The 23,711-nt window shown below is 35.4% G+C and carries 17 protein-coding genes; 7 read left to right on the top strand and 10 right to left on the bottom strand.

Translation table 11 applies throughout. From position 1 onward, the window contains the following. Window positions 1-14: 14 nt before the first annotated feature. The 8 genes from H7U22_RS14270 to rpmB form a co-directional block, all read right to left on the bottom strand. On the bottom strand, window positions 15-1,082 hold the full coding sequence (locus H7U22_RS14270; protein ID WP_187072029.1) for an acyltransferase family protein: 1,068 nt from the start codon (window positions 1,080-1,082) through the stop codon (window positions 15-17). 156 nt (window positions 1,083-1,238) lie between these two features. Continuing rightward, on the bottom strand, window positions 1,239-2,576 hold the full coding sequence (rimO, locus tag H7U22_RS14265) for a 30S ribosomal protein S12 methylthiotransferase RimO (protein ID WP_187072028.1): 1,338 nt from the start codon (window positions 2,574-2,576) through the stop codon (window positions 1,239-1,241). 135 nt (window positions 2,577-2,711) lie between these two features. Beyond that, window positions 2,712-3,674, bottom strand: a complete 963-nt coding sequence (gene ftsY, locus H7U22_RS14260) for a signal recognition particle-docking protein FtsY (RefSeq protein ID WP_187072027.1) — start codon at window positions 3,672-3,674, stop codon at window positions 2,712-2,714. Between the two features lie 2 nt (window positions 3,675-3,676). Next, window positions 3,677-4,087 (bottom strand): type II toxin-antitoxin system VapC family toxin, encoded by a 411-nt coding sequence (locus H7U22_RS14255; protein WP_187072026.1) that lies wholly within the window; start codon window positions 4,085-4,087, stop codon window positions 3,677-3,679. Beyond that, the gene (locus H7U22_RS14250; RefSeq protein ID WP_187072025.1) at window positions 4,084-4,314 is read right to left on the bottom strand and encodes a hypothetical protein; all 231 of its coding nucleotides are present in this window, start codon (window positions 4,312-4,314) and stop codon (window positions 4,084-4,086) included. Before H7U22_RS14250 ends, H7U22_RS14255 begins: the two co-directional genes overlap by 4 nt. Before the next feature lie 124 nt (window positions 4,315-4,438). After that, entirely contained in the window at window positions 4,439-4,594 is a 156-nt protein-coding gene (locus tag H7U22_RS14245) for a DUF4295 domain-containing protein (RefSeq protein WP_010599808.1), read from the bottom strand. A gap of 86 nt (window positions 4,595-4,680) precedes the next feature. Further along, window positions 4,681-4,863: a 50S ribosomal protein L33 gene (rpmG, locus tag H7U22_RS14240; RefSeq protein WP_010599807.1), complete on the bottom strand. Its 183-nt coding sequence runs from the start codon at window positions 4,861-4,863 to the stop codon at window positions 4,681-4,683. Between the two features lie 44 nt (window positions 4,864-4,907). Then, window positions 4,908-5,141: a 50S ribosomal protein L28 gene (rpmB, locus tag H7U22_RS14235; protein ID WP_187072024.1), complete on the bottom strand. Its 234-nt coding sequence runs from the start codon at window positions 5,139-5,141 to the stop codon at window positions 4,908-4,910. 204 nt (window positions 5,142-5,345) lie between these two features. Between rpmB and acs the strand changes: the two genes are divergently transcribed. Continuing rightward, window positions 5,346-7,253, top strand: a complete 1,908-nt coding sequence (gene acs, locus H7U22_RS14230; protein WP_317172985.1) for an acetate--CoA ligase — start codon at window positions 5,346-5,348, stop codon at window positions 7,251-7,253. A gap of 84 nt (window positions 7,254-7,337) precedes the next feature. On the opposite strand, the gene H7U22_RS14225 is transcribed toward acs, so the two are convergent. Then, a complete protein-coding gene (locus H7U22_RS14225) occupies window positions 7,338-8,705 on the bottom strand; it encodes a RagB/SusD family nutrient uptake outer membrane protein (RefSeq protein ID WP_222621870.1) in 1,368 nt (455 codons plus the stop codon). An 18-nt stretch (window positions 8,706-8,723) separates the two neighbouring features. Next, window positions 8,724-11,816, bottom strand: coding sequence for a SusC/RagA family TonB-linked outer membrane protein (locus H7U22_RS14220; protein ID WP_187072022.1), 3,093 nt, complete (start codon window positions 11,814-11,816; stop codon window positions 8,724-8,726). Between the two features lie 200 nt (window positions 11,817-12,016). Between H7U22_RS14220 and H7U22_RS14215 the strand changes: the two genes are divergently transcribed. From H7U22_RS14215 to H7U22_RS14190, 6 genes are all read left to right on the top strand, one after another. Then, window positions 12,017-12,202: a CsbD family protein gene (locus tag H7U22_RS14215; RefSeq protein WP_029276197.1), complete on the top strand. Its 186-nt coding sequence runs from the start codon at window positions 12,017-12,019 to the stop codon at window positions 12,200-12,202. Window positions 12,203-12,358: 156 nt separating this feature from the next. Further along, window positions 12,359-16,498: a hybrid sensor histidine kinase/response regulator transcription factor gene (locus tag H7U22_RS14210; protein ID WP_248284757.1), complete on the top strand. Its 4,140-nt coding sequence runs from the start codon at window positions 12,359-12,361 to the stop codon at window positions 16,496-16,498. Between the two features lie 150 nt (window positions 16,499-16,648). Continuing rightward, window positions 16,649-19,723: a SusC/RagA family TonB-linked outer membrane protein gene (locus tag H7U22_RS14205; RefSeq protein ID WP_187072021.1), complete on the top strand. Its 3,075-nt coding sequence runs from the start codon at window positions 16,649-16,651 to the stop codon at window positions 19,721-19,723. Between the two features lie 20 nt (window positions 19,724-19,743). After that, window positions 19,744-21,228, top strand: coding sequence for a RagB/SusD family nutrient uptake outer membrane protein (locus H7U22_RS14200; RefSeq protein WP_187072020.1), 1,485 nt, complete (start codon window positions 19,744-19,746; stop codon window positions 21,226-21,228). A 102-nt stretch (window positions 21,229-21,330) separates the two neighbouring features. Continuing rightward, window positions 21,331-22,389, top strand: coding sequence for a glycoside hydrolase family 130 protein (locus H7U22_RS14195; RefSeq protein WP_187072019.1), 1,059 nt, complete (start codon window positions 21,331-21,333; stop codon window positions 22,387-22,389). Continuing rightward, window positions 22,379-23,668, top strand: a complete 1,290-nt coding sequence (locus H7U22_RS14190; protein WP_187072018.1) for an MFS transporter — start codon at window positions 22,379-22,381, stop codon at window positions 23,666-23,668. The genes H7U22_RS14195 and H7U22_RS14190 overlap by 11 nt, the downstream gene beginning before the upstream one ends. The last annotated feature ends 43 nt before the right edge of the window (window positions 23,669-23,711 follow it).

Below are 23,711 nucleotides of genomic sequence, written 5' to 3'. Positions count from 1 at the left end.
ATTGTTCAATATTCTTAATTCAGTTTTGCGAATAGGTTTGTTAGTAATATTTTAAATTTTCCTCTGAATTTTTCTTCTACAAAATAATAAACCAAAAAGGATAGAATTATTGATAGCAAGGTTGCCAAAAATAATAAGAGATATTTATTTGTATTATGTCCCCAAATTAAAAAAAGACCTATTCCAAAGCCATGCATTAAATACAATGGGTAAGTTAATACACCCAGCTTAGCAGGATATTTGAGCCATTTAAAATTTAGTTTGTTTAAAGCAGATAGAAGAAAGAAGATATAAAATGAAGCAACAAAAATGATTGCCACGTATTTATTATATACACTAAAATCGTGATAATAACCATTCATATCATTAACGATTAGGATATTGTTTTTCAAATTAGCTAAAAAGCACAAGATCAAAAGTAAATAGATTTTCCAGTTAGGCGCATATTTAATTCTTAAAAGATAAAAGAGCATCCCAGCGATAAAATATGAACTGTATTTTGGGATTAGAAAGAATGAAAATGCATTGCTAGGTGCGCTGTAATTGATTACTAAAGTATAAAAAATCCATAGGGTTAAAATCAGTAATAAGTTTTTCCAAAGCTTTAAAGCTGAAATTAATAGAATAATAAAATAAAATCCAAGTTCGTAAGTAAGTGTCCAAAAAGCACCATACATATTAGCCTTGCCAAAAAACTCTTGAAACATAGTTAGATTGTATGCAAGTAATTTAAAAGTAACTGGTGGTGTATCTGGTGGAGTAATTTTAGTAATGTAAATAATTGCAAAAGTTATGATGCAACAAACCCAATAAGCGGGGTACAACCTAACGACTCTGGATATTACAAAATACTTTGGTGATTTATTCATTGCCGACATTAGCACTACATATCCGCTGATCATAAAAAAGACATCAACCCCCAAATAGCCATAACGGAAAAGTATGTCTACTCCAAAAGTAGGAGTTCCGAGCAACCTTGATGAACCAAAAGTGAAATGATAAAACATAACTGCTAATGCGGCTAAGAAGCGCATAATATCCAGTTCGTAGAAACGAAAATGATTTTTTTGAGAAGGAAGCATCAAGTTTTTAAGGGATAATTACAACTGAAAGTCAAGCTTTTACCTCTTACGAAGATATAAATTATTTAGGCCATTCTTGGTTAAGATTAATCTAAAAAAAATCCCAATAGGCTTTTTTTCTATTTGGGATCTTTTTTAGATAATGGGCTTGTAAATTTAGGATTTTACAATTTGACCATATAAATCAAAATCTTCAGCTCTATCAATTTTAACATTTACGAAACTACCATTGGCAGCATAGCCAGTAGCAGCATCAATTAAAACTTCGTTATCAACTTCCGGAGAATCAAATTCTGTACGACCAACAAAGAAGTCGCCTTCTTTTTTATCAATCAGCACTTTGAAAGTTTTACCAACTTTCTCTTGGTTAATATCAAAAGAAATTCCTTGTTGAATTTCCATTATGTCATCTACACGTTGTTGCTTAACTTCATCTGGCACATCATCAATTAAAGAATGTGCATGTGTTTTTTCTTCATGAGAATAAGTAAAGCAACCTAAACGATCAAATTTAGTTTCAGCAACCCATTCTTTCATCTCTTCAAAATCGTATTCTGTTTCGCCCGGGTAACCGCAAATTAAAGTGGTACGCATAGCGATATTTGGAACTTTATCTCTGATTTGATTGACTAAATCAATTGTTTTTTGTTTCGTGGTACCACGACGCATCGATTTAAGCATATTATCCGTAATATGCTGTAGTGGCATATCCAGATATTTACAAATGTTATCGCGTTCGTTCATGGCATCTAAAATTTCCATTGGGAAACCAGAAGGGTAGGCATATTGCAAACGAATCCATTCAATTCCTGGAACGTCAGATAAGCGGCGCATTAATTCGTCTAATTTACGTACACCGTAAAGATCCAATCCGTAATAGGTGAGATCCTGAGCGATTAATATTAATTCTTTAGTACCATTTTTGGCAAGAATTTTCGCTTCATTAACCAATTCTTCCATCGGTTTACTCAAGTGTTTTCCACGCATTAGTGGAATGGCGCAAAACGAGCAAGGGCGGTTACAACCTTCGGCAATTTTAAAATAAGCAAAATGAGAAGGCGTAGTTAATAAACGCTCACCAATAAGCTCATGCTTATAATTAGCACCCAATTCGTGTAAAATATTGTGGAGATCGTTGGTTCCAAAAAAAGCATCAACGTTAGTGATTTCTGATTCTAATTCTGGCTTGTATCTTTCAGATAAACAGCCTGTAACCACAACCTTACCAATCTTTCCTGCTTGTTTAAGCTCGCTAAATTGTAATATGGTGTCAATAGATTCTTGCTTAGCATTATCAATAAATCCGCAGGTGTTGATTACAACGATATCATCCTTTCCCATCTTATCAGACTCGTGAACAACATTTAAATTGTTTCCACGTAATTGGCCCATCAAAACTTCCGAATCGTATATATTTTTTGAACAACCTAATGTAATCACATTGATTTTAGGTTGTTTAATTGCAGACTTGCTCTTTACTATTTTGGTATTCATATTTAATGTTTATTACGCTTTGCCTGCGGTTTGATTCCACAGACTGAGTAAATAATGCATTTTGCCGTCATTGCGAGGCACGAAGCAATCCCATCGAGAGATTGCTTCGTGCCTCGCAATGACGAATTTTTATATTTATTTAAACAAACTATTTACAAACTCTTTCTTATCAAACAATTGTAAATCACCAATTTTTTCTCCAACTCCAATGTATTTTACAGGGATTTTGAACTGATCGGAAATTCCAATAACGACTCCGCCCTTAGCTGTGCCATCTAGTTTTGTTATGGCCAAAGCGTTAACATCAGTTGCTTCGGTAAATTGCTTGCATTGTTCAAAAGCATTCTGACCTGTAGAAGCATCTAAAACCAGTAAAATTTCATGAGGTGCATTTGGTACAACTTTTTGCATTACCTGCTTAATTTTACCAAGCTCGTTCATTAATCCCACCTTATTATGTAAACGTCCGGCGGTATCAATAATTACTACATCTTCTCCATTGGCTACTGCAGATTGTAGCGTGTCAAAAGCAACAGATGCTGGATCGGAACCCATTGGTTGTGCCACAACACGAACACCCACGCGTTCGCCCCAAAGTTTAAGTTGATCAACCGCTGCAGCTCTAAAAGTATCAGCAGCGCCAAGAACAACTTTTAAATTCGCTTCTTTTAATTTGTGAGCCAGCTTTCCAATGGTAGTTGTTTTGCCAACCCCATTAACGCCCACTACCATAATTACATAGGGTTTGTGTTCGCCATATTCAAACTGGCGGAAATCGTTGCTGTTATTTTCAGATAACAATAACTGAATTTCATCGCGAAGTAATACGTTTAACTCTGAAGTAGAAAGATATTTATCACGTGCAACACGTTCCTCAATCCTTTTAATAATTTTTAGAGTGGTGCTTACACCTACATCGGAAGTTACGAGAACCTCTTCTAAATTATCAAGAACTTCATCATCAACAGAAGATTTCCCTGCAACGGCTTTGGTTATTTTATTAAAGAAACCATCTTTGGTTTTCTCCAAACCCTTGTCCAATGCTTCCTGAGCTTCAGGTGCAGTTTCTTTCTTTTTGAAAAAATCGAATAAACCCATTATTAATTATGTTTTTCTAGGAATTCAGTAGGTGTTAATGTTGTTGTTTTACTATTTGTAAAATCTTTGGTATTCCTCGAAACTATTAAATCAATATGATTCAATTCCGCGGAAGCACTTTGAACAGCGTCTTCAAAATCAGAAAAATTAGAGTGTAATGCTAACACAATAGTATCTCTATTTACATTTAGGATATTAATTGAATCAGTAAGCTTTTTAATAATTTCGATCGTATTATTATGGCCTAATTGTTTTTTACAGATGTAGTATATATCGGTAAACGTAGACGCTAAAATATATCCTTCGTAAATGAATCCATCAGATTTATTGAGGGCGTTTCGAGAATCATTATAAAATGGCTCTCTTTCTAAAATCGTATCAATAATTATATTGGTATCAAATAGAATTTTCATAGACCATGTTTTTCTTTAAAATACTCTTCTTTAGCTTTATCAGGGTCCATCCCTTTTAAAATTCCGGAGTATTTATCAAGAAAAGATTTCATACTTTTTCTTTGTTCAGATTGCTTTATCTCATCTAAAATAATTACCTCTACCTCTTTGTTTTTAACATCAAAGCCTTCTGGAACTACGATTGTTCCATCTGCAGAAACTTTAGTTTTAAATTTATATGCCTCCATGGTAATATCCTTTAATCAAAGGTAATCAATTTAAGGTTGGATAATTTTAATATAACAAAAAAAGCCCTTCCGGTTAATACGGAACGGCCTTTAATATTTTTATCAATATTAAAAAATATTAACCTTATTTAGATGCGATAGCATCTTTTACGTGGTCGTTATGTACGATAAGTTCTTTGAATGAGTAAGCACCAGTTTTAGGTGATTTTACCATTGTAATAACTTTCGAATATTCTTTACCTGTACCTGTTTTAAGGGTTGCAACTACTTTCTTTGCCATGTTCTTATAATTTTAAATGATCGAATTAGAGAATGTTGGAATGAGAGAATTTTAAACTCAATCATTCAATCAATCTAATTATTCAATTATTTTATTTCTTTGTGTACGGTTACTTTTCTCAATACCGGATTGAATTTTTTCAATTCTAAACGCTCAGTAGTGTTTTTACGGTTTTTAGTAGAAATATATCTAGACATACCGGGCATGCCACTTTCTTTATGCTCAGTACATTCTAAAATAACCTGAACTCTGTTACCTTTTTTTGCCATTTTAATATAAATTGTAAACTGTTAATCTCAACAGTTAATGTTTTTTACAAAAATCCTTTTTTTACGAAACGGTTAATTGCTTCGCTAATACCCACTTTGTTGATGGTCTTAATCGCTGAAGTCGAAACTTTCAACGTAATCCAACGGCCTTCTTCAGGGATATAAAATTTCTGAAGTTTCAAATTAGGATAAAATTTGCGTTTGGTTTTAACGTTCGAGTGAGAAACGTTATTACCTACCATTGCCTTTTTTCCTGTTAAATCACAAACTCTTGACATGACTTGTAAATATAGTTGTTAAAATATCGTCGCTTAATTTTTTTAAGAGTGTGCAAATATCTGAATAATAATTGTAAACAGCAAGAGCGTTGCCAATTATTTTCACTTATTTTAAAAAAGTAATCCGAGTATTCATTTTGATACGATTTCAATATTTCTGCTTACCATTATTTATTTAAATTAGCCGCTACTAATCCAAAATATATAAATAGCGCCATGCAAATTACATCTTTTAAGCAGTACGAAGAAGATTATAAAAAAAGTGTAGAAAACCCTGAACAGTTTTGGGGAGAAGTAGCGCAAAATTTTCAATGGAGAAAACCTTGGTTCAAGGTACTATCGTGGAATTTTAATGAGCCTAATATTAAATGGTTCGAGGGTGCTAAATTAAATATAACCGAAAATTGTTTAGATCGGCATTTGGCTACAAGCGGAGATAAACCAGCCATTATTTGGGAACCCAACAATCCTGAAGAAGAGAGTGTTACCCTAACATATAAAATGTTGCATGAGCGGGTTTGTCGTTTTGCGAATGTTTTAAAACGGAATGGCGCAAAAAAAGGCGATCGCATTTGTATTTATATGCCAATGGTTCCAGAACTTGCAATTGCCGTTCTTGCTTGTGCTCGCATCGGGGCTGTTCACTCTGTGGTATTTGGTGGCTTTTCGGCAAAATCTATTGCAGATAGAATTAACGATGCGCAGTGTAAATTGGTTATTACTGCAGATGGAGCTTATCGAGGCAGTAAACAAATTCCTTTGAAGGATGTGATTGATGATGCTTTAATCGGTTGCCCAACAGTAGAAAAATGTATTGTTTTAACTCATGTTCGTACGCCAGTTTCGATGTTAAAAGGTCGCGATGTTTGGTGGGAAGACGAAGTTAAGCATGTTAACGACATTTGTGAAGCTGAGGAAATGGATGCAGAAGATATGTTATTCATTTTATACACATCAGGTTCTACCGGAAAACCAAAGGGTGTTGTGCATACTTGCGGTGGCTATATGGTTTATGCGGGATATACTTTTTCAAATGTATTCAATTATCAGCCCGGCGAAGTTTATTTCTGCACAGCAGATATTGGTTGGATTACTGGTCATTCGTACATTGTTTATGGCCCACTTTCTCAAGGCGCAACTTCGGTTTTGTTTGAGGGAATTCCAACGTATCCTAGTCCTTCGCGTTTTTGGGATATTGTAGAAAAACATAAAGTAAATACATTATACACGGCTCCAACAGCAATCCGCTCGTTAATGAGTTACGGTGAAGAGCCATTAAATGGAAAAGATTTAAGCTCCATTCGGGTTTTAGGATCGGTAGGAGAGCCAATTAATGAGGAAGCTTGGCATTGGTTCGATGAAAAAATTGGTCATGGTAAAGCGCCAATTGTAGATACTTGGTGGCAAACTGAAACTGGTGGAATCATGATTTCTCCAATCGCAACGGTAACCAAAACCAAACCTAGCTTTGCAACTTTGCCCTTACCGGGTATTCAGCCTATTTTGGTTGATGAGAACGGAAAGGAAATAGAAGGGAACGGCGTAATGGGAAATCTTTGTATTAAATTTCCGTGGCCAGGTATGTTGCGTACCACTTACGGCGATCATGAGCGGTGTAAGCAAACTTATTTCTCCACTTATGAAAATCTGTATTTCACTGGCGATGGTTGCTTGCGTGATGAAGATGGTTATTATCGAATTACTGGTCGTGTGGATGATGTTTTAAATGTTTCTGGGCATAGAATCGGAACAGCCGAAGTAGAGAATGCAATTAATATGCATGCAGGTGTTGTTGAAAGTGCAGTTGTGGGTTATCCTCACGATGTAAAAGGACAAGGTATTTATGCTTTTGTAATTTATCCAGAAATGCATGGAGACGTAGAATTATCCAAAAAGGATATTTTGCAAACCGTAACTCGGGTTATTGGCGCTATTGCAAAACCAGATAAAATTCTATTTGTGTCGGGTTTACCCAAAACGCGTTCGGGAAAAATTATGCGACGTATTTTGCGTAAAATAGCCGAAGGTGAAACTACAAATTTGGGTGATACTTCTACCTTGTTAGATCCAGCTGTTGTTGAAGAAATTATAGAAGCATCGAAGAAATTGTAATATTAATGATTTAAGAAAACGTCTTATACAAAAAATGCCTTCCGAATTCGGAAGGCATTTTTTGTTGTGTTATAAAAGCATTGATTAATTGTAACCAGGATTTTGAACTAATGCTTTGTTGGCATCCATTTCTCTTTGAGGGATAGGGAAAACTAATGCATTTGAATTCCATGGTAAAGAACCAATGTTAGTTTGTGTTCTTTTTGCATCATGCAAAGCAAAACCTTCAAAAGCTAGTTCTAGCTTTCTTTCGTTTAAAATATTCGCTAGTGTTGCTGTTGTTGTAGTTAAGCCCGCACGAGATCTAACTACTGCTAAATCCTGAAGAGGTGTTTGTCCACCTATTGGCGCAGCTGGTGCTAAGCGTGCATTACATTCTGCTCTAATCAAATACATTTCAGCTAACCGAATAATCGATACGTTTCCATAAGGATTTGCAAATTTCGAAGTGAACATATCGCCGTCGTCATAAAATGCATTAATCCTATCATCTGTTGTACTGTAAGTATTGTCTATCCAATCCTGCGCAATAACAGCATCTCCACGACCACCATAAGTTGATGATCCATAAAATTCGTTGTATCCGTTAAAACCTGTAAGTGTTCTAACTTGAATTGAAAATACATCTTCAGTTGTGTTTGATCCCGGAGATGAGCCCATCACTGGAAATGCATCAATGAAAGCTGGGGTAAGCGTATAATTTCCAGAAGCAATTACTCTGCTTGCAGCATTAGCAGCAGCTGAATAGTTTCCCATTTGTAGATATAATCTGGCTAACATCCCTGCTGCCGAATACTTAGTAGCGAAGAAACCGTTGGTTGCTGGCAATTTAGCTTCTGCATCTGTCAAATCAGCAATTGCTTGTGTGTAAACTGCAGCAATATTAGCTCTACTTACATAGCTTGCATCAGTTACTGCTGTTGTGGGAGTAAGAATGATTGGAACGCCTAAATTTGTGGTTGGACTACCATCATTATACGCTTTACCAAATAACCTGACCAAGTCAAAATAAGCAGACCCTCTTATAAACTTGGCTTCACCTTCAACTTTGTTTTTCTTAGCTGCATCAACTTTGCTAATTGATGCGATTACATTATTTGCATCGTTAATTGCTGTGTATCCATCTGCCCAAACATTATCAACAAAAGAGTTTGTTTTTAAAAGAGATTTATTTATAGTTTGGGTTAGTTCTTCATAAGTTCCGTACCATTCTATAGCATCCGTATTGGCTAAAAAATCTGCCATCAAAAATGGTCTACCTCCATAAAAGTTTCTACTTCCTAAGGCTGAGTAGGAACCAACGAGCGCCACCTCAACATCTTTAGATGTCTGTAATGCTTTACTTTGCTCTATTGTATCAACTGGGTTAATATCTAGAGCTTTTTTGCAGGATGATGCTGAAGCCAACAGCATAGATGCAAAAATTAAATTATATATATATGTCTTTTTCATAATGATTCTTATTTTGGATTATAGGCCAACGTTTATACCAAATGAGATAACTCTTGGTTGTGGAGCAGAATAAAAATCTACACCCTGATTAATGTTAGTTGATTGATAATCGGCATTAACCTCAGGATCCCATCCTTTATAGCCAGTAATTGTTGCTAAGTTTTGTGCAGTTGCAAATAATCTTAACTTACTGAGTTTTATCTTAGTTAAAATTGAGGTTGGGAAGTTATAGCCAAGTGTTAATGTTTTTAAACGAATGTAAGAACCATCAGAAAGGTATCTTGTTGAATTACCAACTCCGTTTGCATAAAACAAACGTGGTTCAGGAGTTACAGTTACATCACCTGGTTTATTCCAATAATCCATTTGATCTACGGTTTGATTGTCATAGCCATTAGATGCACTAGCGCTCATATATTGTCCGCCTGCATTAAAAATCTTATTACCTTGTACACCTTGTAAGAAGATGGTTAGATCAAAGTTTTTGTAGGAAAAACTGTTATTAAGACCAAAGGTATATTTAGGATTAGGATTGCCTGCGAAAATTCTTTGTGCTTTATTGATATCATTTGTAGTCGATCGATCAATATTGCCAGATGCATCCGTGGTGTTAAGATAATAAATCGCATCTCCATTTGCTGGGTTTACACCTGCATATTCTGGTAGATAAAAAACACCAATTGGCTGATTGGATATCGCTGCATTAATTTCGTTACCATTTAAAATCTGACCACCTAGATTCGTGATCTTGTTATTATTAATGGCAGCCGTAATTGCAGTTGACCATTTAAATGCTCCAACTAAGTTTTCTGAATTAATTCCCAATTCAAAGCCTGTGTTTTTTAATGCACCTAGGTTTTGTGTTTTAGTTGAGAAACCCGTGGTTTGAGGAACAGGAACATCTAATAACAATTCCGTTGTGTTTTTTTGATAGAAATCAAAAACTCCAGTAATTCTATTTTTAAGGAGACCAAAATCCAAGCCAATATCTAATTGTTTAGTTTTCTCCCAAGTTAAATCTGGGTTAGCAATTCTTATAGGAATCTGACCTGCGCTACCGCCATAAGCTCCCGTTCCACTAAACAATCCGCGTGCAGAAAAATTACCAATTTCAGCGTTACCTGTTAAACCATAACTTACTCTGAATTTTAATAAGCTGATAGTTTCATTCGTTTTTAAGAAATCTTCTTCTGAAACAATCCATCCTAATGATCCGGCAGGGAAATAACCATATTTATGATTTGCACCGAAACGAGATGATCCATCAGCTCTAACACTAAAGCTTGCTAAGTAACGATCATTATATTTATAATTTGCTCTAAAGAAATAGGAAAGAAAGCTAAACGCACTTTCATTACTTGATGCTGTTACTTTTGTCGCAGCGCTACCAAGTTTAACGTAAGCATCACTTGGGAAATCCTGACCCTCTATCGTACTATACTTCGTTGTCGATTTCTGATAACTTGTACCTAAGATCACATCAAATGCACTTTTCCCTATAGTTTTATTATAACTGAAAAAGTTATTTGTATTGGTGTTTATTACAAAGGTTGAGATGTTCTGACCATCTCCGTTTGCTGTTCCTGTATTCTTAAATGTTAATGAACCATAATAACTTTCTTCATTCTGATTTAAATTATCAATCGAAAAATCCGAGCTAAATTTAAAACCTTTAGCAATATTTACATTTGCAAATGCTTTTCCAAGAGTACGATAAACAGTTGCCTTGTAAAAAGCATTTTCAATGCCAATAAAAGGATTATAATAAACTGGATAGTTAGATGCTGCGCCGGGTAAGGTTCCGCTTACTAATCCTGATCTTGGATCTATAAATGGAGTAATTGGTGATAAAGCAACGGCCTGTAAAGGACTAGAAAATGCATTATCATTTGATAGTCTATTATTTATACTGTTTGAAAAATTTAAATTTACCCCAACTTCCAAGAAGTCAGTTACCTTATTGGTTAAGTTTAATCTTCCACTGTATCTCTTATAGCTATTGCCAACAATTATTCCTTGTTGATCTAAAGCCTGACCCCCAATATAAAACTTTGTTTTTTCGTTACCCCCATTCAAACTTAAATCATATTGTTGAGTAATTGGGTCATTTTGGAAAGCTGCTTTTTCCCAATTGGTATTTACTTTATAAGTTTGATAATCTGTGTTTCCGGCAGAATATCTAGTCAAACGAGCCTCTACACTAGCGGCATAATCTGCTTTTGCTGCAGCTAAAGTAGGGTAATCTCCATTTAGAAAATCTTGGTTGGCGGCCCCGTCTCCTGCTCTGCGTAATATTTGAACGTATTGCTCTGCATTTAAGAAATCTCTGTGATTTGATGGAGTACTAACACCACCTAATGCATTAAATTGAATTAAAGTTTTGCCAACCTTACCTTGTTTTGTTGTAATTAAAACAACACCGTTAGAAGCTCTAGCACCATAAATAGCAGATGCTGCAGCATCTTTTAAAACTTCAATAGATTCAATGTCGTTCGTGTTAATATCGGCCAATGCACTTGTTGGAGATGATGTGCTTGATAAATCGGCGGATGTTATTGGAATTCCATCTACAATATATAAGGGTTCGCTACCTGCAGTTACGGAAGATGCGCCCCTAACTCTTACCGTTATACCTTGCCCCAACTTACCATTTTGAGATGATATGCTCACCCCTGCAGCTTTACCTTGTAAGGCCTGTTCAAAGCTGGTTACCGGTAAGTTTTCAAGATCTTTGGATTTTACCGATGCCACTGAGCCAGTAATATCCTTTTTGATCTGCGTTCCATAACCCACCACAACCACATCGCTTAATGTCGTGTTTTCTTCTTCTAAGTTTGCGTTAATGGTGCTTCCTGTAATGGAAACTTCTTTTGTTTTGTACCCAATAAAACTAAAAACAATTGTTTTTGCATCATCTGGAACACTTAATTTATAAATACCGGTCGCGTCTGTCTGCGTACCAGTGCTTGGAGAGCCTTTTACAAATACACTTACTCCTGGAATTGGTCCAGAAATACCAGAGGTTACCTTTCCGCTAATAACTTTGCCTTGCGAGAAAGCAATCGAAATTAAACCGAAAGATAAAATGAAACTTAATAGTAGTCTTTTCATCAAATTTTAGTTTAGTTAATAATGTTTTTATTGATTTAGGAAATGATATAACCAATGTAATAAAAAGATGGGATATAGCTAAGTGGAATAGTTAAGAATTTCAATTTTTTTATAAGATTGTTGTGTAAAAACAAACAAAGGCAGTTCTTTCTTTGTTAAATACTGATAAAATCAGTATTAAATATTTAAAAAACGGCAAAATGGACAAGTTAGAATTAAAAGGAAAGTGGAACGAGATAAAAGGAAAGGTAAAGCAAGCTTATGCAGACTTAACCGACGATGATTTGAAGCATGAAGAAGGACAAGACGACGAGTTATTGGGAAAACTTCAGCAAAAAACAGGCAAAGGAAGAGATGAGCTAGTTAAATGGATCAACTCTTTGTAGTACTTTAAATAAGATAATTAAAACAGGTAGTCGATTTGGCTGCCTGTTTTTGTTTTAGGCGATTTCAATAATCATTTATCCCGATATTTTTTTTAAATTTATACACCCTTCAAAAGTTCTATCCAAATAAATTTAATTGTTGCTACTGTTCTTGAAATGAGTAAAGCTTATTTTATTTTTTTTCTGCTGATTGGATTGATGTTTTCTCAAAGCATTCTTGCTGAAGATGTTAAGCCCGGAATTTCTTTTTATTATCGCCAGTTGGATAATCGGAATGGATTATCGAATAGTTCTATTAATTCAATTCTACAGGATAAGGATCAGCTATTGTGGATTGGTACTTGGGATGGTTTAAACCGTTACGATGGTGCACATTTTAATGTTTACAATCACAATATCGATAAGGCTGAAAACAGCATCGGCAGTAACGTAATCCAAACCATTAAAGAAGATAATAACAATAACATCTGGATTAATACCATTGGGGGAATCTCTCGGTACAGTAAAATCAACGGTACTTTCAGTCGTTATTTTTATAAAAATACTTCCTCGCAAAAAATTAGAGAAAATGAATACGAACTCGTTATAAATTCTAAAGGCAATGTTTTCTGTTTTTCGGCCAATGGAGTTTTGAGCAAGTATAATTCTGCTACTGATAAGTTTGTTGATTATCAAAAATTTAAAATTGCAGACGGAATTGTTAAAATGAATTTTCTGAATGATAAACTTTGGTATCTCAATGCCAAAGAAGAACTGGTTGTTGCGGAAGTAACTAGTCAGGGATTAAAAACGCTAAAAACTTTTAATAACCCTAATGGAATTGCCAATTTTTTTATCGTAAATAATCAGGTTATCTATACATTAAATAATGATATTCATTTTAAGATTGATTTAACTTTAAAATCACAGCCCTTAATCATTTCTAACAAAAGAATCAAAGCCATTACTTTTTATCAATCTAATTACGTTGTTGCTTGGGAAAATCAAGGCGTTTCCATTTACAATCAAAACTTCGAACCAACAGGCTTTTTAAAAAATGAAACCAGATCGCTAGAGAATTTAAAAGTTACGGCCTTAAATGTTGGGCAAGACAAAGTGCTTTGGTTGGGAACTGATGGGAATGGGTTAATTCAAATTTATCCGAAGGAGAATTATTTTGGCCTTTTAACAAAAATTAATGGAACAACTATAAACAAGCCTATTAGGGCTTTTGCAGAAGATAGTGGAAATTTGTGGGTAGGAACTAAGGGAAACGGAGTTCTAATCTTCAATAATTTTTGGAAAGTGGGAAATGAAACCACCAGACCACAAAAAATTGATGTAAACTCTGGTTTAGATAACAATTCTGTATTCGCCATAAAGCGTGGGGTTGATCAATTTATTTATATCGGTACAGATGGAAAAGGGATATCAGTTTACGATCAGAAATCTTCAAAAACTATTGCCTGGAACAAAATTAAGGGAACAGATAAAATACCAGATTTTAAATCTGTTTATTCCATTACTCAAGATCAAGACAGCTCGGTTTGGATTGGTACAAGCGGTTATGGCTTAATTCATTTAAAATTAAATAGAAATTCAGATCAATCGATTTCTGTTAAAAGCTTTAAGCAGTATAATTCTTCATCAATAGAAAAAAATGGACCTGGCAACGATATTATTTATGCTTTGGCTAAAGGAAAAGACGACAAACTTTGGATTGCCTGTAGATACGGAGGTTTAAGTGTTCTCAATAAAAAAACTGGAATATTTAAAACGTATAAAGCCTTAGGTTCTCTAGGTAGTTTATCACATAGTGATGTGCTTTCTCTGTTTTACGATTCAAAAGATAGGCTTTGGGTAGGAACGAGTTATGGACTAAATTATTTATCGTATGCCGAATCGTTAAAAGCAAAGCCAAAGTTCAGCAAAATTACAATGGATAACGGTTTGCCAAATAATACCATCCATGCCATTCAGGAAGATGGTTCTGGAAACATTTGGCTGAGTACCAATAAAGGGTTGGCGAAATTAAACCCAGCCAATAACAGCATTGCAAATTATCAGGAAAGTGATGGTTTACAGAGCAACGAATTTAGCGACGGCGCAACGCTAAAAGCTTCGAATAATAATTTATTATTTGGCGGCATTTATGGGTTCAATTACTTTATGCCCAAATACATTACCGAAAATACCAAACAAACAAATCTCCTTATTTCTGATTTGCAGTTGGGCGGAAAGCAGTTTGAAAATAACCAATATCTAATTGTAAAGGCCAAACAACAGCCTGTAGAGGCTTTTAATTTGGAGCGGAAAAGTAACTTCTTTCAATTTTCTTTTAATGCTTTAAACTATTTTAATGCTTCGAAAAATGAATTTGCCTATAGGTTAAAGGGCTTAGATCAAAATTGGCGCTACACAGGAACAGACGGAAAAATTGCTTATTATAATATTCCACCAGGGAAATACGATTTGTTGGTTCGTTGGAGTAATGGAGAAGGTATTTGGACGAAAGATGTTGTTGCTTTAAAATTAGAGGTGAAGCAATATTTCTGGCTCACTTTTCCAGCGTATGCTTTTTACTTTTTACTGCTGGTTATTGGCGGATATGCTTTTCATATTTACAGAAAAAATAAGCTGGAAATGAAATTCAAGCTAGAGAGAGAATATCTTTTTAGGCAAAAGGATGAAGAAGTACATCGCCAGCGGATTAATTTCTTTACCAATATCGCCCACGAAATTCAAACCCCACTTACCTTAATTTTGGGTTCGGTTGAGCATTTTATGCAACGTAAAAATATGCTCGATAAACCGATTGATAAAAATTATTTTTTATCGCTTGTTCATCAACATACTGCTCGTTTAACGTATTTGGTGCAACAACTGTTGGAGTTTAGAAGGGCAGAGGCAGGTTATTTAAAACGCAACGACGATTATTTTGATATTTCCAAACTGCTTAATAGTCTTACGCAGTTATTTATCCCGGTTGCCGAGAAAAACGAACAGCACTTTGAACGTAAAATCCAAAACGGAATAGCGGGTTTTATTGATAAGGATAAATTTGAAAAGGTGCTATTTAATTTATTATCCAATGCACTAAAACATGCTGGAGAAAAACAGGATATTCTTTTTACGGTAAACTTCAATGTAGAAAATCAGGATCTGGAAATTATAGTCGCCAATTCTGGTTGTAAGCTTAAAGAAGAAGATTTGGAAAGTCTTTTTAAGGAATTTCACATCGGTAAAGAGAATCAGTTCGAAAAATTTAGCACTGGAATTGGTTTGGCTTTTACCAAAGAATTAATCGCCATTATGAATGGTTCTATTCAAGTTTCATTGCAAAACAATTGGATTTATTTCAACTTTAAGCTGAAACTTAAACAAGCCGTAGAAGGCAAACAAGATGAAGTTATTGCCTCAGCACCATCTTATCTGTTCGAATCTATTTTAAAACCATATCAAAACGAAGTTGCGGAAACGGTAGAAGAAAATAATAAAGTCGCACTGATTGATGATCTTCAAGGGGTTGCAGAATATAGCATTTTGATTGTTGAAGATGATGCCGCTTTACGTTTCTTAATCAAGAATATTCTCAAGGACCAATACAATATTTATGAAGCAGAAAATGGTGTTTCGGCTCTAGAATTTTTAAAAAATAATACTCCAGATATTATTATAAGTGATGTTATGATGCCCGATATGGACGGGTTGGAACTTTGTAGGTATGTAAAAACGGCTCCAGCTACTTGCCACATTCCATTTATCATGCTTTCTGCCAAAGGTACCGAAGAGAGTAAAACCGAAGGTTACGAAACTGGTGCTGATGCCTACATACCTAAGCCATTTCATATTAATTACCTGCAAATGCGTGTCCGTAAGCTGTTAGATTACCGCAACCGGATGAATCATTTGATCAAGGATAGGAATATTAACAACCAATTTGTAGAGGTAGATTTGGAGCAAGGCGATAAGGAATTCCTAAATGCTTTGGTTAAGGCTGTGGAAGAAAACTTAGCCGAACCGGATCTTGATGCATCAAAACTGGAGGATGCTTTGTGCATAAGCAAAATGCAGTTGTATAGAAAACTGAAAACACTTGCAGGGATGACACCCTCAGAATTTATTAAGCGAATTCGGTTAAAACATGCTGCGGTTCTACTTCAAAATTCTAAGCTTACAGTTTCAGAGATTTTTTACTTAACCGGGTTTAATAACAAATCGTATTTCTTTAGGGAGTTTAAAAAAATATATCATTTGGCGCCTAATGATTATCGGCAGAAACAGCATGAAGGCTCTACAACTGCAGAAAGTATTTGATTTCAGATTCCTTAACTAAAAATTCTACTATGGCATAAAACCATGCTTTTGGCCTGTTTTGCAAGCATAGTGAACTAAAATGTTATTATAGTGTACTCATCTGCCATACCTCATAGTCTATATTTGTTCTACTAATCAAATATAAATCAAATGAAAAAAAACAGACGTATTTATGCATTGTTGGTTTTCTTGTTTTTAGCCGTTACGGGTTTCACAAGTTATGCGCAAACAAAAGTAACGGGTAAGGTTACTGATGAAACAAATCAGCCTTTACCCGGTGTGGTGGTTATGCAAACCAACACACAAAACAAAACTTCTACCGATGGTAATGGAGTTTATGTATTAACCCTGCAGGCAGGCACATCCCAATCTTTAACATTCACTTATATAGGTTACGCTCCTGTAACTTTAAACGCTACCGGAGGTAATTTAAATGTGGCTTTAAAACCTAGCGCACAATCCTTAAATGAGGTTGTAGTTGTTGGTTATACTTCGCAAAAGAAAGCCTCAATTACGGGTTCTGTGGCAACGGTAAACATGAACGATTTACAGAAAACCAGAATTGTTGATGTTGCTCAAGCACTTCAAGGGCAGGTTGCTGGTGTATTTGTTGCTGCTAACACTGGTGCTCCTGGCGATGGTATTAAACTTAGAATTAGGGGTGAGGGAACTTTAGGAAATAATGATGTACTCTACGTTGTTGATGGTGTTCCAACTCGCGATATTTCTTTCTTAAACCAGAGCGACGTAAAATCTATGACGGTTTTAAAGGATGCAGCAGCTGGAGCAATTTATGGCTCTCGAGCTGCTAACGGTGTCGTAATTATAACAACTGTAAATGGCGCAAAAGGTAAAGCAAATCTTAATATCGAGTATTTTGCAGGTTTTCATCAAGCAACCAATTTGCCCGAAATGTTAAATGCAGATCAATATTTAACCGTTAAGGATAGAGCTTGGCATAATACTTTAGGTAATGCTGCAACTGCAGTTAGCCCTTACCAAGCAGCTAGAAGTAGAACCGATTTATCAGATACAAATTGGTTAGATGAATTATTCGAAACGGGTAAATCTAAAAATTTGCAAGCGTCAGTAAATGGCGGTTCTGATGATGTTCAATATTTAATATCAACAGGTTATTACAAACAGGATGGTATTGTGGTTCAAGATCATGATGGTTACGAACGTTTTAACTTCCGATCTAATGTAAATGCAAATATTACCGATCGTTTTAAAGTAGGTACCAATCTTCAACTCAGTTTTGCTAAACAAGATAAGCTGTCATCAAGCGGTGATGTTCCAGGTGTTATTCGTCATGCATTGTTGCGCCCACCAGTTTTGGGGGTTTATAAAAGCCCTAATGATCCAACATATTCTGCCTCAAATCCGTATACTGATTTACCTTTTTATACAGGAAATAACAACGGATGGGATAAGAATTTCGAATTTTCATCTAACCCAATTGCCATTGTTAATTTTACTAACGATAAGAGAAAAACGTTCCAAACCTTTGGAAATTTATATGCAGAATACGCTTTCTTGAGTGATAAATCTTTAACCTTTAGATCGAGTGTGGGTGTTGATATTAGCTTTTCTCACAACAAAAACTTTGCTCAGAATTATGGGGATGACAATGATAATAATCCCGCTGAACTTTACCCAGGAAAAGGCAGAAATAACAAGCCTAATAATTTAGATGAAAATAGAGGAGAAGTAATGAACTTTACTTTTACCAATACTTTAAACTATCAAAAAACCTTTGCTCAAAAACACAATGTAAACTTCTTACTGGGTGTTGAAAATATTTCAAGCAAATCATCAGCAATTGGTGGGAGCCGTCAGAATTTCGATAAAAGCACTTCAGGTTTCCAGTATTTAGATTATGGAAGTTTAACCAATATTTATAATTCAGGTTCGGCGAGCGAGTTTAATTTGGCTTCGTTTTTTGGAAGTGGAACTTACAATTACGACAATAAATATTTTGCTACTGCAACATTAAGAGCAGATGGATCCTCTCGTTTTGGACCCAGTAATAAATGGGGTTATTTCCCATCAGCTTCTGCAGGATGGATGGTTTCAAACGAAAATTTCATGAAAGATATTCCATGGATTTCTGAATTAAAAATAAGAGGGAGTTGGGGACAAGCAGGCAATCAAGAAATTCCAAATAATACCTACCAAACGTTGGTTTCGGAATCTGGAGGCATTGTTAACGTTGTTAGGTACGGTAATCCTGATGTTAAGTGGGAAACAACTACCCAAACCAACTTTGGTTTAGATGTGGGCGTTTTGAAAAATAAGCTTTCATTTACTGCTGATTATTTTGTTAAAAAAACAAGCGATATTTTATTAACTGTTGGTTTGCCAGCTGTATCTGTGGGGGTAATCGATCGTACCTATGTTAACGCTGGTGAGGTAACCAATAAAGGTTTTGAGTTTGGTTTGAATTTCCAAAACCGCGATCATGCTTTTAAATACAACGTAAATGCAAACATTGCAACCTTAACCAATCGTGTTAATAAATTGCAAGAGTTTGTTAAAAATATTAGTGATGATCAAACCCATACCAAAACCGAAGCTGGGCAACCCATTAACTCTTATTTTGGTTTAGTGTTCGATGGAATTTATCAAACACCAGCAGAAGTAAGTAGTTATCTGTATTCGAATGCTAACGGAACGTTACCAGGCGATATTAAATTTAAAGATTTAAATGGCGATGGACAAATCAATGCAGATGATAGAACATTTATCGGTAACCCAGTTCCAAAATTAACCTACGGCTTTGCTTTCTCTTCATCGTTTAAACAATTCGATTTCTCTTTCTTATTGCAAGGTGTGCAAGGTGTAGATCGTTACAACGATTTAAAACAAATCATCAATTTCGATAGTCGTCCGTTTAACTCGATGACATCGGTTTTAGATAGCTGGAATGGGCCTGGAACAAGTAATACTTTACCACGTTTAACTTTTAATAACAATGGTGGCGGTAATGTATCAAGCGTTTTTGTGGAGGATGCATCGTACTTAAGATTAAAAAATATTGAAGTTGGTTACACTTTCAACGTTAAAAAGATTGGAGTAAAAAATGTGCGCTTGTACGCTTCTGGTCAAAACTTGTTAACTGTTACCGACTATACAGGTTTAGATCCAGAGTCAACCTCCTTAATCGATAAAGGAACTTACCCACAATCGAAAGCATTCATTGTTGGTTTAAAAATTAATCTATAAAGCTTTTTGGCAAAATTATTATGAAAAAAATATTATTTATAGGCCTAATGTTTTCCTTGATCACATTGGCGGGTTGTAAAAAGCAACTTACTACCGAAGCGGTGGGTTTAACAACTTTAGAAGAGGTTAATGCTACACCAACTTTGGGTACGGTAGAAAATTCTGTAAACTCAGCATATCAATTATTATCTAATCGTTTAAATATCTTGGCCCAATGGGATTGGGGAGGAGGATTAGTTTTTCAAAATGATCTGGTTATGCAGGATATCGCATCAGATGATATGGAGAAAAAATGGAGTCCCGATGGTGATCAACCTTGGATGGATGATGTAAATAATTTCACCTTTACTTCTACCAATGGAGGTCCCAATGGGCTTTGGAAATACGACTATGAAGGAATTAAAAGATTGAATATTGCAATTCAGCTCTTAACAAAGTCAGATATCGAATCAATTACAGGAATTACAACTGCTCGTAAGAATCAATTGTTGGGTGAGGCTTACTTTCTTAGATCTTACTATTATTTCTCTTTGGTAACCAATTTTGGGGATGTTCCTTTAATTTTAAAACCGGTAGCTACTTATCAAGAAGCTTTTGAAGTTGCTGTACGGGCAGATAAAGGTTTGGTTTGGGATAAAATTAAGTCAGATCTTAATTTGGCAAAAGGCTTGTTACCTAATTCAAAATATAGCTCTACAACCGAAAAATGGAGAATAAGTAAAGGTGCTGTTATCGCTTTGCTCGCTAAGGCAGCTTTGTACACCGAGAAATGGGGTGATGTTATTACCAGTGTAAACGAGTTGCAAGGATTAGGTTTTTACGGATTAAACAGTAATTATTTTGATGCTTTTGATCAAACCAAAGAATTTGCAGAGAACGAAGATATTTTTGTTTACGATCATCAAAGTAACCAAAATCCATTAAAAGGTAACGGTATTTGTGCACCACTAGGCTGGGGATTTTTTGCCCCAAGCACAGATTTTTTAAATGCATTTGAAGCTAATGATCCTAGAAAGCTATATACCGTTGATGCGCCGAATCAAAATGTAAATAAATTATTGGGGAGTACAAACGGATCTAATAAAGGCAATGATGATGCAGCAAACAATAAAATCTACATTAGATATGCTGATGTTTTGCTTTGGAAAGCAGAAGCTCAAAATGAGCTGGGTCAGTATCCTGAAGCCATTGCGATTATTAATTTAATTAGAGGCAGAGCTAGAACTAGCGTAAGTGCATTGGGCGTATTGCCACCTGCAGGAACCTTGCCTGATAGACTTGCATCGACTGATAAAGCGGTAATTAAAAATTGGTTAATCTCTGAACGTAGGGTAGAATTAGGCTTCGAATCGCAAAGAATGTTAGATCTTAAACGTTGGAAACTAGCCAAATCTGTAATGACATCTAAAGGCAAAAACTTTCAAGATAAACATTATTTATACCCACTTCCACAAGCAGAAGTTGATGCATCTGCAGGAACGCTAAAACAAAACCTTGGTTATTAATCGTTAAGTAATTGTTGTTTGCTGTTAATCCGCAAACAACAATTATTTTAAACTCCATTCAAGTCAATTTATTGGCTATTGAATCTCTATTCCCTTAAAATTATGACAGATAGCGCAAAAAGATTTTCTCAGAACCCAATTTTATCTCCAAAAGATTTAACTCCAAGTAGACCAGGATTAGAAATAGCATGTTTGTTAAATCCGGGTGTATTTACATTTCAAAATAAAACTTGGTTACTCATCCGTGTTGCGGAAAGACCAAAGCAAAAAGAAGGTGTTATCTCATTTCCGGTATTGCGTGGCGATGGAATAGAAATCATCGAGATAAAGGAAAACGATCCAGATTTAGTAGCAACAGATCCTCGCGTTATAAATTACAAAGGGGCTGATTATTTAACTACACTTTCGCATTTGCGTTTGGTTTGTAGTGATGATGGCATCAATTTTTATCAACCAGATGGCTATCCCTTATTGCAAGGCGAAGGACCAGACGAAGCTTTTGGAATTGAAGATTGCCGTGTAGCTTTAATAGATGGAACTTATTATTTAACCTTTACCGCAGTTTCAGAACATGGCGTTGGCGTTGGAATGCGTACCACAAAGGATTGGAAAACCTTCGAGAAACATGGAATGATTATTCCGCCCCATAATAAGGATTGTGCCGTTTTTGAAGAAAAGATAAATGGAAAGTTTTACACTTTGCACCGTCCTAGCAGTGTCGATTTGGGTGGTAATTACATTTGGTTGGCCGAATCTCCTGATGGAATTCACTGGGGAAATCACAAATGTATCATCAAAACACGCAAAAATAGTTGGGATAGCAAACGTGTAGGCGCCGGAGCAGCACCCATTAAAACGGAAAAAGGCTGGTTGGAAATTTATCATGGCGCAAATTCCGAGCACCAATATTGTTTGGGCGCATTTTTAATGGATTTAAATGATCCATCTAAAGTGATTGCACAAAGTGAAGAACCCATTATGAGGCCAATTGCCGAGTATGAACTATGCGGTTTTTTTGGTCAGGTAGTTTTTACCAATGGCCATACTATAAATGGCGATGAACTTACTATTTATTATGGTGCGGCAGACGAGTTTGTTTGTGGTGCCAAATTCTCAATTCAAGATATTTTATCCTCTTTAAAATATAATCATGCTGAATAAACTTAAAATAGAAATTAACCATTTCAAAAGTCAACCACATAATTTTAGGATATTAATTTTAACAAACCTAGTTTATGCATTCGTATTACCTGTTATAGATACTTTTGTGGCCGCATATATTATGCGCAGTACACATGGTGATATTACTAAAGTGGTAATTTATCAATTAACAATTTATACGGGTATTCCATTAACTTTTCTGTTAAATGGCTGGTTATTAAAGCATTTCGATATCCGTAAACTTTACTCGGCTGGTATGATGCTCAGTGGGGTATCTATGATTGTGATGATGTCGCTAAAAGAATTAGATCTTTATGGTATTGCCCTAGCAGGAACAATTATGGGCTTAAGTTTTGGCTTTTATTGGGCAAATCGCGATTATTTGGCGCTGGCCATAACTAGAGATGATAATCGAAATTATTATTATGGTATGGAAACGCTTTTTTACACCATTATTTCTGTAATTATGCCAATTTCAATTGGTTTATTTATCGATTCGCAAATTGGAGATGCTCAAAAACACACTGCATACATTATTATTACAGGAGTGGTTTTTGTTATTACCATCTTGGCATCAATAGTTTGTTTTAGAGGTACGTTTAAAAACCCTGAACAAAAACAATATGTGTTTTTTAAATTCCATCCGCTCTGGTATAAATTGCTGTCGCTGGCATCGTTAAAGGGCTTGGCACAAGGCTTTTTGGTAACTGCACCGGCAATGCTTATACTTAAATTTTTTGGTAACGAAGGTGCGTTAGGATCGGCAAACTCTATTGGGGCGGTCATTGCTGCTATCATTATGTACGTTTTAGGTAGGCTTGCCAAACCCTCAGATCGTATAAAAATATTTGCTGCTGGCTTAATTCTATTTGCATTTGGTGCGGCCGTAAATGGTGTTTTATTTAGTCAGGTTGGTGTAGTTACATTTATTTTATTGTTGCTAATTGCAAAACCACTGATGGATTTAGCCTATTTTCCAATCCAATTTCAGGTAATTGATATTGTATCGAAAATTGAAAAAAGAAGCGAGTTTGCTTACATATTAAATCATGAAGCGGGTTTATATGTGGGTAGGTTTTTAGGTGCGGCCACCTTTTTGTTTATGGCAAAATATGGATCGGCAGAAATTGCGTTAAGATACGCTGTCGTTATAATAGCGATATTACAATTGTGCTCCATTTTTGTGGCAAAAACAATTATAAAACAAGGACAATTAGAGAATAAGCCCGATGCTCCAATTTTGAGTACCGAAGAGGCAGGTGTTATTGCGCCCGTATAGGTTTGTCATCCTGAGCATAGCGAAGGATACCCAAGCTATGGAA

It is taken from the genome of Pedobacter fastidiosus (assembly GCF_014306625.1).
GTDB lineage: Bacteria > Bacteroidota > Bacteroidia > Sphingobacteriales > Sphingobacteriaceae > Pedobacter > Pedobacter fastidiosus.
This window is presented reverse-complemented; position numbering and strand designations above follow the sequence as displayed.